Below are 15,406 nucleotides of genomic sequence, written 5' to 3'. Positions count from 1 at the left end.
GAAAGGGAAGTGGACAGCCGCAGCGATGGTTTCCTATACGGTTTATTTCAAAATGGCTACTTTGATAACAAATGCGTTGATACCGAGGATTATATGCTTTCTTTCCTTATAAGAAAAGCGCAGAGCGCCCGATTAGAAACGTAGCGACTGGAACGAATTAACTGAGATAAAGGAATCACGGTGAGTTTACGAACCGATGATGACTTATCGTAGGGCAATTCGTGAAGTCGCCTAGTTTCTGGGCGCTTGCGTAGACAAATCTCAAAATTTTATACTTTCTTGCCTAAGACCAAAGGAACGTTTGATTTACATTTCAGTAGTTAATATATGAAGTAAAGGAGGTATCATCATGGCACAATTCTTATTAATTGCAGCGATCATTTTTATCATCGTGCATTTAATCTATTTTTTCCGAAATAAGACCTATAAGAAGAGTTATTTTAGCAATCTAAGGATAAATAAATGGCCGAAGTCATGTGAAGAGCTTGTTTGCATGCTATAACTAGGAATTGCCCTCCCCATTTCTTCACTTCTATTCCTTTATAAAAAAGGGCTTGCAATAATTTCATGCTTACTTGGAAAACTAAGAAAACAAATCTCTGCTTGATTTACCATTTCATTTGTTAAAATAATAACAAATACTAGAAACGGGGGACAGAACTACTACAATGAAACACATTCATATTTTTTGGGCATTTTTTAAAGTTGGTATTTTAGGCTATGGTGGCGGTCCTTCTTCCATACCACTTGTTCATAAAGAAGTAGTCGATTACTATAAATGGATGGATGATGAAGAGTTTTCTGATATACTCGCAATCGGCAACACACTCCCGGGACCGATCGCAACAAAAATGGCCGGATATATCGGGTATCGTGTTGCTGGATGGTTAGGTGCAATAAATGCTGTATTATCAACGATTATACCAACCATTATCGCTATGATCGTTTTACTCGTTTCATTAAGCAGTTTTAGTGAATTACCCTTGGTGATCGGGATGACGCACGCAATTGTACCTGTTGTCGGTGTCATGCTCGCTATACTGACTTGGGATTTTGTCAAAAAAGGAACAAAAGATTTAGGTTGGAAGTTAAATGTAGCCTTGATTATCGGAAGTACTGTGTTACTACAATTACTTAACATTCACCCAGCTATTATCATTCTGATATTATTAATAGTTGCTTTTTCGACAACACCGAAACAAGAAGGAAAGGAATAAATAACGATGATTTATTGGGAAATTTTTATCGCCTTCCTCATACCTGGAATCGTTGGTTATGGCGGAGGTCCTGCGAGCATTCCTTTAGTCCAAAATGAAGTAGTGAATCGCTATGAATGGTTAAGCCTTTCCGAATTTGGGGAAGTACTTGCTATCGGAAATGCGCTTCCAGGTCCAATCGCTACGAAGATGGCCGGATATATCGGTTATGAACAAGCAGGCATACTCGGTGCAAGTGTTGGGATTTTTGCAACAGTAGCACCTTCTCTTATTTTAATGATTATTTTACTTAGTATTTTATATAAGTTTAAAAGCTCACCTAAAGTAAAAAGAATGACAATGGTTATCCGACCCACAATTGCAGTTCTACTAGGTATTTTGACTTTTCAATTCTTTTTCCAATCCTACGAGAACGAAGGAACGTTACAAACGATAATATTAATCGGACTCAGCTGGCTTTTCTTAGTGAAATTCAAAGTCCATCCCGCATTTGTGATCATCGGGGCATTGGGATATGGTGCGATTTTTTTAGCGTGACAGATTAAGCGCCCATTTTAAAGGGCGCTTTCTTATAATTTCATGCCTTTTCTATTCTTAAACCGACGTAATAGAATATGACTTTCCACTCTAGTGATACCTTCTAAACTATATAATTCTTCATTAATAAATGACTCCAGCTTTTTGAAATCCTCCACCAGCACATGCAACGTGCTTGGGTCCTGTCATTTGATAACAACTAGCAACACTTGGGTTATCCGCCAGATTCTCAAGAAGTAGCGAAAAGGCTATTTGTTCATCGTAATACCGTGATATATTGACTCGACAAAATTAGCGCTCTTCTTACAATAAACTTAAAAAACATTGATGACCTGTTGTGAATTAAAACGGCCTTTACCTTTTTACAAATAAAAAACATCAGACAGCATATCTTCTAAGAATTTATTGTTATTTTACCGCAACCTTTTTACTACTACTGACGTCTAACATTTGTAACAAAAAAATCCTTGGAAAGGAATGGTTTTTATGCAAATGTTGGGTAAAGCTTTACTAACATCCTGTGTTCTCATTATTGGATTCTTTTTTTATACTTCAGACGTGAATGCTTCAGAGCAAACTACTCCTCAAATTAAAGAGGATATTATTAGTGTCCAAGCAACTAACTACATCAAAGAAGGAAATTCTTCCATACGAAAACTAGATTCAAAAAGAATAGGGAGTAATTGTAATACATCTAGCTATTCATCTGTTCAAAAAATTACTTGCACGATTAACTTACAAGTCAAAAATAAATCAACAGGAAAATGGGTGAATACCGGGAATAGTAAAAGCTTCGTGAAAAATTCCAGCTCCTATGTTAGCGGTAGTGTCCATTTTACAATCGTGAAGGGGTATGAATACCGTATTCGCACCGTCCACTCCATTTCCCATTATAGTAACTATGAAAGTTTAATCTCCGTAACACCGGGATTAAAATTTTAAAAAGTAACTAGTAAGTGGTTCAAAATTTGCAGACAAAAAATTAAAGAGTTTCGTATTTTGTATTTGATACGAAACTCTTTTTACCCAGAAGCCTGCTACTTCAACAGGGAGTTATAAGGAAGTGGCGGTAGGTCAATAATCTATAGATTCGGCAACGTTAATAAGTTGTTCTTTATTCTCTTCTCCTTCTAGGACCCAGTTCATTTTTGGCGTGCTCCATATGATTTGTATGTGACCATCTTCAAATTCTACCAAACGTGCCTCTCCACCATCTAATACGATTGTTTTAATTTCCGTATCCTCATTATCAACCACTTTAGAAGCAGAAAAATCATCAGGTTGATAGGTTTGATTTAACATTACTACATCATTCAGATTGTTTACATATTCAAGTTGTACCTCTCTAGCTAATGCCTCTTCATAAAATACTGTAACTGATTCTAATTGATAACTGTCTGGTAAATAAGAAGGAGCATAGATATTAAAATCTGTTTCGTCTTGTGCCTCTTCGAATGTCATCTCCTTGTTTTCCTCTTGAACTGCATTTGTTGTTATGTTATCAAAATCAGGAAGAGCATCCGTTGATGGTTCCTTTTCATTTGTTGTTTGTGTAATTTGTGCTTTATCGCCTTCTGTTGTGACAAACATGTTCACAAACCAATCAAAAGCCTGCATTTGATTAGTTTGAACAAAAGCAGTGCCAATTACAATAACTGCAATCATTGCCACCGCTAACAAACTTTTCTTCGGAATCTTCTTCTGATGTTGATCAGTTCGCGGTATTTCACTTATGATTGTCTCCCAGTTTTCATCCTTGGAATGTGGAGGCTCTTCTACTTTCTGGTAATCCTCTTTAAGCCATTCCTGCAAGCTCGGTTCTTCATTCATCATTATTCACCACCAATCCATTGCCGTTTTGGATCTCGTTGTACTTTCTCTTTCATCTTATTCCTTGCACGATGTAGTCTTGTTTTTACAGTGGATTCATTTATACTCAATGAATCTGCAATTTCCTTAATGGATAAGTCATGGATATATCGTAACAAAATGATTTCTCGATATTCTGCTTTTATCTCCTTCAGTGATTCCAGTAATTCTTCTTTCACTAAATTAGCCTCCACAATATGTAAGGTGTCCAAACCTTTTTCTTTCATATTTCTCTCTTGTATCATAATATCTTCTGTCAGCACTTCACGTGCTCCTTTTCGTTTTCTTAATACATCGATGGCAGTCCTTGTAGCGATGGTTGATAGCCAAGCACCCATTCGCTCTCTATCTTCCAAACGATGCATATGTTTATAAGCTTTCACAAAAGTTTCTTGCAAAGCATCCTGAGCCAAATGGCTATCTTTTGTAATAAAATAGACATCTCGATAAACTCTCGAATAAAACATATCATATACTAGACGGAATTCCTCATGTGTAGGTTCCGATTTTTTAAATATTTTTTTCAGCATCCTATTTACACCTTCTTCCATCAATCATACAAATTATAACATTTTCTTCAAAAGATTAAACCGTTTTATAAATTTCTTTTTAATCATTTTTGTAACTTTTTTTATGTTGTTGCGTGATATAGTTAGAATGGAAAGGAGGAACAAATGGGATCAATAGATCAAATATATCAAAAATATTTTAAAGATATTTATCGCTTCCTTCTTTCTCTTTGTCATGACCACTATACAGCGGAAGATATTGTTCAAGAAACATTCCTTCGTGCCTACTTATATTTAGAGCTTTATGATAACGAGAACGTAAAGACATGGTTATTCACAGTAGCTTATCGTTCTTTTATTGACCATTATCGTAAACAAAAAAAGTCCGTTTCTAAAGAGGGAACCTTCTTTCATCGCATAAAAGATCCGGGATTATCTCTTTATGAACAATTACTATTAAACGCAGAGACGAAACAAATTTTAATATGGATCAAGGAGCTACCTAAAAAACAACAACATGCGATTATTCTTCATGATCTCCATGGATTATCTTACAAAGAAGCAGCTACTGTAATGAATGTAAAACTTAGTCATTATAAAGTATTACTTTTCCGTGGCAGGCAAGCAATCAGAGAAAGGAAGAAAAAAGATGAATGATTCATTTCAAAAGAAACTAGAAGCTTATGAAAATGGTGAGTTAACAGGAAAAGATTTAGAAGAATTTGAACAAGAATTAGAGAGGCTAGAAGCATATCAATCTATTCTGGAGAAAGATGAAACTAATAATACTACTTTTGATCAAAAGGAAAAAAACATAATAAAGAAAGGGAAATGGCGTGCAAGAATTCAATCAGCATTTTTCGTTATTTTATTATTTATCGGTTTTACTATTGTTACGAGTATATTAACAGCTGTTTATTATTCTTGGGGTAATCCTGACCGTGCTGATGTATTACGAAATATTGTTGATCATACCTTAACGGTCACTGAACCATATGGTTATCTTAGCCATTCCAATTTGAATAGCGGAAACCCATATTTCAATATGGAAGTTACAACTCCCCAAAAAAAGCAAGTAGGAGATGAAATCATCAAAATTGGGGAGTATCACTCTCATTTTCTTTTTTCATTTTTACGGAGGCATAACGAAGATCATTTCGGTTCGATTTCGCAAACTTCTCCCTCCTTTGTTTTCCCAGGTGCAGGCTCTGATGCTACCTCAGACTGGGAACAGCTTAAAAGACTACCAGAGGGTACTGTGACGTCAGCATTTGTATCTTTTACCGATTTACTGGATACAGAGGAGGTATTTCAACTTTTTTCAGACAAAGAAATCGATTTACTTTGGTTGGCAGTTGACTCAGGGGCAGAAAGCGTTGATAAAAGGAACTTAGGGGTAGTCTTTGAAAGTATCGGATTTCCAAGTTTTCCAATCTGGCATGATAACGATATGATCTTACAAGATCGTAAAGAAGAAAAAGGACTCTTTGGCAGCTCGACTATATCCGAAAGCTACAGTTCACCTTCTTATCAGGAAGGCGATTATGATGTTCTACAGCAACAATTCATCAAGACACTAAAGTTTTTGCAAGGACATGAAAATATTGCCTCTAAAGTAGTCACTGGTGATCTAGAACTTGATAGTAAGATCAGCTACTTAGAAGAAGAAGGGATCAAACATTATGGTGTTGTTATTACAGGACCGACAAAAGAAATTTTATCCTTGGAAGAAAACGATGCTATTGCTGTATTACAAATCGATGAAGCAAGACTTTGGAATTGGATGAGCAGAGAGTAGCAGAAAAGTTGTTGCTCTCTCTTTTGTCTGCCATCTTGCTATATTGACAACCAAACTACTTACTACTAGAATAATAGCAATGGTGGTGAACGAGAATGATAAATACTCGCTTTTCTGTGGCGATACACATCCTTACACTTGTAGCAACAAATAGTGATAAAGGTGTTACATCAAATTTCATAGCAGGTAGTGTTAACACAAACCCTGTCGTTATTCGACGTATCGGTTCTTTATTGAAAAAAGCAAACCTGTTAAAAGGTGGACCTGGTGTAGCCGGATATTCTCTTGTAGCTGAGCCTAATAAAATTACATTACTAGATATCTATCGTGCTGTAACAACAGGAGAAGAATTATTTGCAGTACATGATCAGCCTAATCCGAATTGCGACGTCGGCAAAAATATTCAATCGTCACTGGACATCTCTTTAACCCGAGCACAACAAGCTATGGAAAATGAATTAAACAAGCAAACATTAGCTGATATTATTCAACATCTCTCTATACAATAAAGAGATGTTTTTTTATTGACTTCAATACAAAATGTAACTATAATGGTTACAATAAATCCAAAGGAGGAAATGACAATGAAAATTGGAATTATCGGGGCAACTGGGAAATCTGGTAAACTGATTACAGAAGAAGCGCTTCATAGAGGACACGAAGTTACTGCGATTGTACGTAGTCCGGAAAAAGTGGACAATAAAGACGTCGATATCGTGAAAAAAGATATATTTGATATTAAGACCGAGGATATTAAAGACTTTGATGTTGTCATCAATGCTTATAATTCCCCCCAAGGCGAAGAGCATCTACATATCGATTCCCATCGTGTATTAATCAATGCTTTTCGAGGAACAGATACACGTCTAATCGTTGTTGGTGGAGCGGGTAGCCTATATGTCGATGAAGATCAAACAACACATTTATACGACACACCTGATTTTCCTGATTTCGTATATCCATTAGCTTCTAGCATGGGAAAAGCATTAGACGAATTAAAACAAACAAAAGATGTCAAATGGACACACTTAAGTCCTGCAGCAGTGTTCGATCCAGAAGGGAAACGAACTGGCTCCTATCAAAAGGGGAAAGAAAATGTTATCACTAATAAAGCAGGAGAAAGCTATATCAGCTATGCAGATTACGCAATCGCTATACTAGATGAGAGCGAAAATCCCGAACATATAGAAGAGCGCTTCACTGTTGTCGGAGAAAAAGAATAACGTATTATTCAGAGTGATACCTTCAGATAATCTCTAAAAGGTATCACTTTTTTTACCATTTTTTAATCATATCGAAATTGTCCAGCACCTGACTGAAGTAGATTCATTGTTAGCAGATATGATCGAGGAGGTTGCATTCAGAAGAGGGCGGAAATTCACCACCATTTTAATGAATGAAAGCCCCGATAATGATACAACCATTATCAGGGCTTTCTTCGTTTAAGCTAATCACCGAAAAATGCTTCTGCTTTTTCTAAATATGGCTCTTGATCTACAGTCAATTCATACTCTTCCGCGATCGCATCAACGGGACAAACCGCTACACATGCACCACAATCAATGCAGATATCAGGATTTATATAAAATTGGTCTTTTCCTTCTTCAATACAATCCACCGGGCATACTGTTGCACATTCTCCGGCTTTTTCTGTTTCACATGGTGCTGTTATGACAAATGCCAAAACCAAACATCTCCTTTCTAGAAAAATAAGTGGAAAGATGTCTCCCATCCTTCCACTCATCCAGTCCTAACCATATTTACTTCACAGTAGCTTGGTATTTTTCTGCGACAACATCCCAGTTAATAACATTGTAGAAATTAGCAATGTAATCAGGGCGTCTGTTTTGATAGTTTAAGTAATACGCATGCTCCCAAACATCGATGCCAAGGATAGCCGTTTTCCCTTCGGAAATTGGATTATCCTGGTTTGGCGTGCTTGTTACTTCTAATTTTCCATCTGCATTGACAACTAACCAAGCCCAGCCAGAGCCGAATCGAGTAGCCGCTGCGTTAGAGAATTGTTCTTTAAATTGATCAAAGCTACCAAATGCTTCGTCAATTGCTTTTGCTAATTCCCCTTCTGGTTTATCTGCTTTAGATCCCGGAGCGATCACTTCCCAGAACAATGTATGGTTGAAGTGTCCGCCACCATTGTTTCTCACTGCAGTACGAATATTTTCAGGTACACTGTCTAAGTCAGCTAGAAGTTCTTCAAGACTTTTATTAGCTAAAGCATCCTGCCCTTCAAGTGCTGCATTTAATTTTGTAACGTATGTTTGATGGTGTTTTCCATGGTGAATTTCCATCGTTTTTTGATCAATGTGTGGTTCCAAAGCGTCAAACGCATAACCTAACTCAGGTAAAGTAAAGTTTGCCATATGTAAAACCTCCAATAATATTTATTATACCTTTTAGTATAAAAAGTATAATTATATGTTATAATACTTTTATCAATAATTCAACAGATTCACTTCAAATTTTCCATTTATTTCTGTTTGGACAAATATATTGTATAATCAAAATAATAAGAATAGGGAAGCCAACGTAGGAGGAATCCCATGACACAATTAACAAAAACGACGAAAGATAGAATATTAGAATTATTAAAGAAAGAAGTTTCCTTATCTGTCAATGAACTTATCGACCATTTAGATATCACGCATATGGCAATACGCAAACATTTAACTACATTAGAGAAAGATGGTCTTGTTTCGAGTCACCATGAGAAAAAGGATATTGGTCGTCCAATCCAAAAATTCTTTTTAACGACAAAGGGTAAACGTCTATTTCCTAATAATTATGAATCGATCAGTGTCGAGTTCTTGAAAGATATTCAAGCAATACATGGAAAGGACTCGATTGAACAGCTTTTTGAAAATCGCGAAGAGCGATTGACTAAGCAATATACCGACCTTGTAGATCAATCCTCAAACCTAGAAAAAATGCGAGATATCGTCCATATCCAGAACGAGAAAGGCTATATGGCGGAATTATCTCAGCATGATGATGATCAGTTTGAGATTGTTGAATATAATTGCCCTATATTTGCAGTGGCAAAAGAATTTCAGATTGCCTGTCAATGTGAAACGAGCATGTTTAAGAAAGTGTTAGGGACAAAGAATGTAGAGAGAGTGCAATGTAAAACTGAGGGGAATAATCATTGTCGGTTTAAGGTGCAATTTGAATAATTGCAGATAAAATAATTTAGTAAGACATATCTTAACAAAAGGAAAAATCCGAACTATCTCAAATTCTAATCATAGAATATCCAAGATAGTTCGGGATTTTTTATATGGCGAAAATAATTTTATTCTAATCTTTTTTCTCATGATTAGTTAACAAATAGTCCTTAACAAATATGTCGGTGTACAACTCCAAGCGTGGCAATAACTATTAATCTGTACACCCCTCGTAGGGAGGTTGCACTCTTATTTCGAAACACAACCCTATAGCTTAATACGTAAAGTGGTAACGCCCTGATCCTACAGCAATATCAATTGATTCATTTGTTTCTGTGATAGAAATAATCCCATCTACTTCATCTAAGTTACGTCCTCTTTCTTTAATATTCCTTTTCTCTGCCTCTATTAACTGAACAACAGCTGTAGTATTAGCCGGAATGGTTACTTCTAAGTGCCAATTACCAGTCTCATCTTTTTTCCATGCACTTCGAATAGAACCATACATGGATTCCAGTTTTGCTTCAACCCAATCCAAGCCTTCTCCTACATAAGGTTTGATTGTAAAGTGTTTAAATCCTGGCATTTCTTCGTCTAACTCAATCCCAGCGACTTTACGATACAGCCAATCTCCAATTGCACCATATGCATAATGATTAAACGAATTCATATCAGTACTCCAGAATGAACCATCTTCTTTAATACCATCCCAATGCTCCCATATTGTTGTGGCTCCTTTAGTAATTTGGTAGAGCCATGATGGATAGTCTTTCTGAAACAATAGCTGATAAGCTGCATCATTCATGCCATTTTCGGTTAGCACGTGATTCAAATAAGGTGTGCCCACGAAGCCAGTTGTCAAATGATAATCACTTTCCTGTAACAACTCTTTTAACTTTTTAACCGCTCGTTCTTTCGCTTTACTATCTACTAGGTTAAACATTAAAGCTAAGATTTGGCCAGTTTGCGTTGGAACTACTAATTTACCATTTGGTGTAACAAATTCATCGGTAAATGCCTGCATAATTTGTTCTTCTAGGTAAGAGAAATAATGATAGTCTTGTTCTTTTTCTAGAATCCGTGCTGTCTTTTTTACCAACGAAGTCGAGTATGCAAAAAATGCTGTCGCGATATAAGGACGATCGGTTGCCCCAATATAACTATCCGGTTTAGAATCGAGTGCAAGCCAATCTCCAAAATGAAAGCCTGTATTCCACAAATAAGGATTGTCTCCTTGATTTTTAATATAAGTAATCCATGCCTTCATACTAGAATATTGTTCTGCTAGTATTCGTTCATCCCCATAAGCAATATATAACGTCCATGGGCAAATAACTGCTGCATCTCCCCAAGCTGCTGAACTATATGGCTTTGGTTTCGTATGTTCATGTGGTTCTTCCATTGAATCTAATACATTTGGAACAACAAATGGGACACCACCATCTTCCTCTTGATTTACTTCCAAATCTCGTAACCACTTTGTAAAGAATGGAGCAACATTTGCTAAATAGCTCGCGGTACGGATAAACATTTGTGCATCCCCAGTCCAGCCTAATCGTTCATCACGTTGAGGGCAATCTGTTGGGACATCAAGAAAGTTCCCCTTTAGTCCCCATAAGATATTATGCTGCAATTGATTAATGATTGGATCGGAACATTGAAACTCTCCTGTCAGTTCCATATCAGAGTGAAGTACTACTCCTCTAAAGTTATTTAAATTTAATTGATCTTTATGAAATCCGATGAGCTGCACATAGCGAAAACCTTGAAAGCTAAAATGTGGTTCAAAGGTTTCTTTCCCTTCACCACTAAGAATATATTGATTGGTCTGTCTAGCAGTACGTAGGTTTTCGGTATAAAAATTTCCATCTGCATCTAAAATTTCCGCATGTTTCATTTCCACAGTTTGACCTTTTTCTCCGTCAATATCAAAAGAAACCCAACCAACCATATTCTGACCAAAGTCAATAACGATTTCATCATTTGGTGTTGTGATTAATTCCTTTGGTTTCAATGTTTCTATTTTTCTAACTGGTTCATTTTCTTGTGCTATTAAAATATCTTTCGAATGTTCAAGGAGGTGAACAGAATGCCATTCGTTTTCATCTACCCGAGCATCATAAGTTTCTCCATGATATATTTCCGACATTTGAATAGCACTTTTCGCCACTTGCCAATTTTCATCCGTTTTAATTATTTGTTCTCGACCATCAACATATTCAATATAGAGTTGTGCGAGTAGTGCTAATTGATCTCCAAAAATATTACGCCTACCTTCCCATCCCAGGTTACCTTTGTACCAACCATTCCCTAATAATCCAGTCCATTCATTTTCTCCATCCACTAACAATTCTGTCACATCATACGTTTGATATTGTAATCTTGTTTGGTAATTCGTCCAGCCAGGGGTAAAGAATTCATCTCCTATTCGCTTACCGTTCAGCTGAAGTTCATATAAACCTAATGCTGTAACATAGATTCTTGCTCTTTTTACTGTATCTGACAAAGAAAATCTATATCCCATTTTAGGGCAAGGCTCTCCATTAATCTCATCTGGAGGGCTTATCCAATTTGCTTTCCAATCTGACGAATTTAATAACCCCATTTCAAAGAATGTTACGTCAGACCAGTTCGACTCATTTCCATCGCTATCTATTACTTTCACTCTAACAAAATACCGCTGCTGTGATACTAGATTTATACCTGTTAATACAACATGAAGATTCTGTTCGGATACTACCTCTTGTGAATCCCATATTATATTTAGAAACTTGTTTTCATATGAGAGTTGTATTTGGAATTTCTCTTGCCTCACATTTCGTTTATCTGATCTAATTTTCCAACTAATACGAGGTTCTTTTACATCAATTCCAATTGGATTCCTTCGATATTCACATCGTACGTCATACACTTCTACCATATTGCCAATCCTCCCTTTGATTTACCCCTTGACTGAACCCGCCGTCATACCTGCAACTATTTTTTCACTAAAGATTAAAAATAAAATAAATGGTGGTATCGTAATTAATAAAACATTGGTAAATAACAAATTCCAATCCGTGTTATACATACTCATAAAGTTATACAACGTTAACTGAACCGTTGCATTATCCGCTCCAGGGAAAAAATATAACGGATGAACGAAATCATTAAAGATTTGCACAGCATTTAAAATAATGACTGTCGAGTGAATCGGCTTTAACATTGGGAAAATAATGTTGAAAAACAGCCGAAATCCGCCACATCCATCGATAATTGCTGCTTCATCAATTTCCTTTGGAATGGTTGCAATAAACCCTGTATACAGAACAATAGAAAAAGGAATCGATATGGCTACCATTACCAAAATAATACCAGGAAAAGTCTTAAATAAATGAAACTGTTCTAATACCCAAATTGTCGGTACAACAGCTGGCGGTATCATCAAACCCGCTAAGAAAGTAGAGCCTATGATAGATATTGCTTTTCCTTTTCGTCGGTGTAATACAAATCCAGCCATCGAACACACGATTAATAGAATAAAAATAGAAGAAACCGTAATAACTGTACTGTTAAAGAAAGCTAGTAATAACATATGGTCACGTGCAGCTAATACTTCTTGGATATTTTCCAACATTCTAAATTCCGTTGGCCATGTAATTGATAACTGGGTAGCTTCTGAACTTGTTTTCATTGCATTGACAATGATAAAGTAGAACGGAACAAGGAAAAACACGCCACATACTAATACTGCTATGACTTCAACTATTATCCTACCAAGGCTCCTCTTTTGCTTTGCTTTTTTTGTTGCAACATGTTTGCTCATAGATCCACCTCTCTTCGATTGAGAAACTTAAAGATGGGAAAAACTATTACGGCGACCATAACAAACAAGATTACGTTTCCGGCGGTTGATAATCCATAAAATCCAGCTTGATACTGTTTGTATATAATGGATGCAATTAAGTCTGAACTAAAACCTGGACCTCCGCCAGTCATTGCCCATACTAAATCAAATGTTCGAAGTCCACCGATTAAAGCTAAAATAATAACCGCATTAATAGCCGGCCTTGATAAAGGTAGTGTAATATGCCAAAATGCATTCACCTTATTGCCACCATCGATTTGATGTGCCTCGTAGTAGTCTTTCGGAATCGACATCATACCAGCGATAAAAATCACAGTCGCAATCCCTACACCTTTCCATACATCCACTAGCGCTACAGAATAGATTGCTAGATTGGGGTTACCTAACCAATCCGGACCACTAACCCCAAAGAGAGCTAACGTTTGATTAATTAACCCTTCTGACGGGTGCATTAATACACTAAACGCAATCCCTACTGCAATTGTACTTACTAATACGGGAAAAAATACCGTAGAACGGATAAACCTTTTGGTTTTCATCTGAGAAGTTAAAAATACAGCTATGACCATCCCAAGAAGCACTTTCAATCCTGCTGTCAGAAATGCAAAAATAAATGTGTTCTTAAAACCAATCATTAATGATGACTCTTCAAAAAACATTCGAAAGTTATCTAATCCAATCCATTCCCAGTCTGTTAACGTCCATCGTGTAAAACTAAAGAAGAAGGAAACAATGGTTGGATATAAAAATAGCAAACCATATATTAACCCTGCTGGTATTAGTAAAGCATAACTATATACCTTATTTACTTTCATTATTATTGTCACCCCTATTATATAGAAGCCCTGTTGTAAACAGGGCTTTCTTCACATATCTTACCATCCTTCAAGATCTAACTGTTGTGCTTGTCGCTCAACGTCTCTATCGTATTTCTCTGCCCCTTCTTCCGCTGACACCATACCTAAACCGACTTCCACAGTGATTTGCTCTAGATTCGGTCCTTTCAAAGGAGATAAGAATTCTAATGCAGGTGCAATGTTTCCGCTTTCGATATAGGTTGTCATATCCTTTACAGCTGTATATGCATCATCTGGTAATTCTACATCTTTCAGAACATAAGGTCCGTTAGCTTTCATGACCGACATATATGTTGCTTGGCCTTCCTCGGATATAAAATATTCTAACCATTTTTTAGCAGCATCGACATGTTCTGAATCTTTGTTCACATAGATCCCCCCTGGCATCCATGTAGTCATACCATGATCGTCTGCATTTTCACCTGGTTGACCAAAGAAACCAATGTCCTCTACTTTATCAGGGAAAGTATCCGCTATTGCTGCTAGAGCAAAGGTTAACATTGGATAATGTGCTGCCTCGCCATTCGCTAACATCTCTAAACCATCTTCATAGCCTGTTGCAGATGCTTCATTATTATAATGTCCGGCTTCTTGTAATGCTTGTAATTTTTCAAAACCTCTTAAAGCACTAGGTGTACTCGCAAATTTTGCTTCATTATTTGTAAATTGTTGTGCAAAACCTGAATTTTCTGAGTGAACATTGTAGTAATCACCTAATAAAACTAATTGAGAGGTCCAAGTATCTTTATATGATGCAATAACTGGTATTTTACCTGCTTCTTTAATTTTGTCATTATTAGCCATTAATTCATTCCATGTATGTGGCACTTCTAATCCTAATTCTTCATACACTTTTTTGTTATATAACCATCCACCTGCCGAACTAGCTTCTCCCGGAACGCCATAAACTCCATCACCGACAGCTACTGTTTCTTTAAATGTATCATCAATACGATCCATGAAAGATTGTCCTGACAAATCCAAGAAATATTCTTCAGGATTTAATGCTTTAAATAAAGAGCCAGAATTATACCACATTAAATCAGTCATCTCTCCAGTAGCCAGTCGTGTTTTGACGATATTGTCTCCTTCTGTTCCGCCAGGCCGTAGTTCAAGTTCAGTTGTAATATTAAATTTCTCTTCAACCTCTTCTGCTACTGCTTCTATTCCATCTGTTACGGTTTGATTATCAATTAAAAATGTTAATGTTGTTTCAGAATTTTCTGCTGCAGACTCTTCTGTGTTTTCTTGATCATCGTTATTTCTCATCTCATTTGAGTCTGTGTCAGTGTTATTTCCACTACATGCTGCTAGTAATAATAGTAATAGTGCCATAAAGCTAATGATCATGTTTCTTCTAAACCAATTCATTTATTTACCCCCTCGTTTTTATAGTACACCCTCATTATATAAACGCTTTCATTAATAAAAAACCTATTCATTTAACAATTAAAGGGGGTGATTTTTACTAGATAAAATCACCCCTTTTTTATAGTCTAGGAAATTAGAAAATTTGACTATGCGGATAATGTGAGCGTGATGAGCCGCATCCCGAAGCGCCCAAAAACTAGGAGATTTCACGAATCACCC

Annotated in this window: 17 protein-coding genes and 1 pseudogene; 9 read left to right on the top strand and 9 right to left on the bottom strand. The window is 36.4% G+C overall.

Annotated features, from left to right (window positions below):
- Nucleotides 1–349: 349 nt before the first annotated feature.
- The 3 genes from J5J03_RS00195 (at nt 350) to J5J03_RS00185 (ending at nt 1,754) form a co-directional block, all read left to right on the top strand.
- Nucleotides 350–502: a hypothetical protein gene (locus J5J03_RS00195; protein ID WP_208585532.1), complete on the top strand. Its 153-nt coding sequence runs from the start codon at nt 350–352 to the stop codon at nt 500–502.
- 166 nt (nt 503–668) lie between these two features.
- Entirely contained in the window at nt 669–1,217 is a 549-nt protein-coding gene (locus J5J03_RS00190; RefSeq protein WP_208585531.1) for a chromate transporter, read from the top strand.
- Nucleotides 1,218–1,223: 6 nt separating this feature from the next.
- Entirely contained in the window at nt 1,224–1,754 is a 531-nt protein-coding gene (locus J5J03_RS00185; RefSeq protein WP_208585530.1) for a chromate transporter, read from the top strand.
- A 32-nt stretch (nt 1,755–1,786) separates the two neighbouring features.
- Here the strand turns inward: J5J03_RS00185 and J5J03_RS00180 are convergent.
- Nucleotides 1,787–1,985: pseudogene (locus J5J03_RS00180) on the bottom strand (Lrp/AsnC ligand binding domain-containing protein); the annotation flags it as partial.
- Nucleotides 1,986–2,240: 255 nt separating this feature from the next.
- Between J5J03_RS00180 and J5J03_RS00175 the strand changes: the two are divergent.
- Nucleotides 2,241–2,696 (top strand): DUF6147 family protein, encoded by a 456-nt coding sequence (locus tag J5J03_RS00175; protein ID WP_208585529.1) that lies wholly within the window; start codon nt 2,241–2,243, stop codon nt 2,694–2,696.
- A gap of 132 nt (nt 2,697–2,828) precedes the next feature.
- Here the strand turns inward: J5J03_RS00175 and J5J03_RS00170 are convergent, their stop codons facing one another.
- Both J5J03_RS00170 and J5J03_RS00165 read right to left on the bottom strand, forming a co-directional pair.
- On the bottom strand, nt 2,829–3,584 hold the full coding sequence (locus tag J5J03_RS00170; RefSeq protein ID WP_208585528.1) for a DUF4367 domain-containing protein: 756 nt from the start codon (nt 3,582–3,584) through the stop codon (nt 2,829–2,831).
- Nucleotides 3,585–3,586: 2 nt separating this feature from the next.
- On the bottom strand, nt 3,587–4,153 hold the full coding sequence (locus J5J03_RS00165; RefSeq protein ID WP_208585527.1) for an RNA polymerase sigma factor: 567 nt from the start codon (nt 4,151–4,153) through the stop codon (nt 3,587–3,589).
- 144 nt (nt 4,154–4,297) lie between these two features.
- Here J5J03_RS00165 and J5J03_RS00160 point away from each other — a divergent pair, with 144 nt between their 5' ends.
- The 4 genes from J5J03_RS00160 to J5J03_RS00145 all read left to right on the top strand — a co-directional run bounded on the left by J5J03_RS00160 (nt 4,298) and on the right by J5J03_RS00145 (nt 7,153).
- Nucleotides 4,298–4,789, top strand: coding sequence for an RNA polymerase sigma factor (locus J5J03_RS00160; RefSeq protein ID WP_208585526.1), 492 nt, complete (start codon nt 4,298–4,300; stop codon nt 4,787–4,789).
- A complete protein-coding gene (locus tag J5J03_RS00155; RefSeq protein ID WP_208585525.1) occupies nt 4,782–5,930 on the top strand; it encodes an anti-sigma factor in 1,149 nt (382 codons plus the stop codon). The genes J5J03_RS00160 and J5J03_RS00155 overlap by 8 nt, the downstream gene beginning before the upstream one ends.
- Before the next feature lie 95 nt (nt 5,931–6,025).
- Nucleotides 6,026–6,439 (top strand): Rrf2 family transcriptional regulator, encoded by a 414-nt coding sequence (locus tag J5J03_RS00150; protein ID WP_208585524.1) that lies wholly within the window; start codon nt 6,026–6,028, stop codon nt 6,437–6,439.
- Between the two features lie 75 nt (nt 6,440–6,514).
- On the top strand, nt 6,515–7,153 hold the full coding sequence (locus J5J03_RS00145; RefSeq protein ID WP_208585523.1) for an NAD(P)-dependent oxidoreductase: 639 nt from the start codon (nt 6,515–6,517) through the stop codon (nt 7,151–7,153).
- 224 nt (nt 7,154–7,377) lie between these two features.
- On the opposite strand, the gene J5J03_RS00140 is transcribed toward J5J03_RS00145, so the two are convergent.
- Both J5J03_RS00140 and J5J03_RS00135 read right to left on the bottom strand, forming a co-directional pair.
- On the bottom strand, nt 7,378–7,614 hold the full coding sequence (locus tag J5J03_RS00140) for an indolepyruvate ferredoxin oxidoreductase subunit alpha (protein WP_208585522.1): 237 nt from the start codon (nt 7,612–7,614) through the stop codon (nt 7,378–7,380).
- Nucleotides 7,615–7,690: 76 nt separating this feature from the next.
- Nucleotides 7,691–8,311 (bottom strand): superoxide dismutase, encoded by a 621-nt coding sequence (locus tag J5J03_RS00135; RefSeq protein WP_208585521.1) that lies wholly within the window; start codon nt 8,309–8,311, stop codon nt 7,691–7,693.
- A 180-nt stretch (nt 8,312–8,491) separates the two neighbouring features.
- Here J5J03_RS00135 and J5J03_RS00130 point away from each other — a divergent pair, with 180 nt between their 5' ends.
- Nucleotides 8,492–9,121: a helix-turn-helix transcriptional regulator gene (locus tag J5J03_RS00130; protein ID WP_208585520.1), complete on the top strand. Its 630-nt coding sequence runs from the start codon at nt 8,492–8,494 to the stop codon at nt 9,119–9,121.
- A 265-nt stretch (nt 9,122–9,386) separates the two neighbouring features.
- Here the strand turns inward: J5J03_RS00130 and J5J03_RS00125 are convergent, their stop codons facing one another.
- The 4 genes from J5J03_RS00125 to J5J03_RS00110 are packed head-to-tail and all read right to left on the bottom strand — an operon-like array spanning nt 9,387 to nt 15,187.
- Nucleotides 9,387–12,032 (bottom strand): alpha-L-rhamnosidase, encoded by a 2,646-nt coding sequence (locus tag J5J03_RS00125; protein ID WP_208585519.1) that lies wholly within the window; start codon nt 12,030–12,032, stop codon nt 9,387–9,389.
- Between the two features lie 21 nt (nt 12,033–12,053).
- The gene (locus J5J03_RS00120) at nt 12,054–12,917 is read right to left on the bottom strand and encodes a carbohydrate ABC transporter permease (protein WP_208585518.1); all 864 of its coding nucleotides are present in this window, start codon (nt 12,915–12,917) and stop codon (nt 12,054–12,056) included.
- Nucleotides 12,914–13,774, bottom strand: a complete 861-nt coding sequence (locus tag J5J03_RS00115; RefSeq protein WP_208585517.1) for a carbohydrate ABC transporter permease — start codon at nt 13,772–13,774, stop codon at nt 12,914–12,916. Before J5J03_RS00115 ends, J5J03_RS00120 begins: the two co-directional genes overlap by 4 nt.
- A 60-nt stretch (nt 13,775–13,834) precedes the next feature.
- Nucleotides 13,835–15,187, bottom strand: a complete 1,353-nt coding sequence (locus tag J5J03_RS00110; protein WP_208585516.1) for an ABC transporter substrate-binding protein — start codon at nt 15,185–15,187, stop codon at nt 13,835–13,837.
- Nucleotides 15,188–15,406 lie beyond the last annotated feature (219 nt).

The sequence above is a fragment of the Gracilibacillus suaedae genome, from assembly GCF_017599345.1.
Classification (GTDB): Bacteria; Bacillota; Bacilli; order Bacillales; family Amphibacillaceae; genus Gracilibacillus; species Gracilibacillus suaedae.
This window is presented reverse-complemented; position numbering and strand designations above follow the sequence as displayed.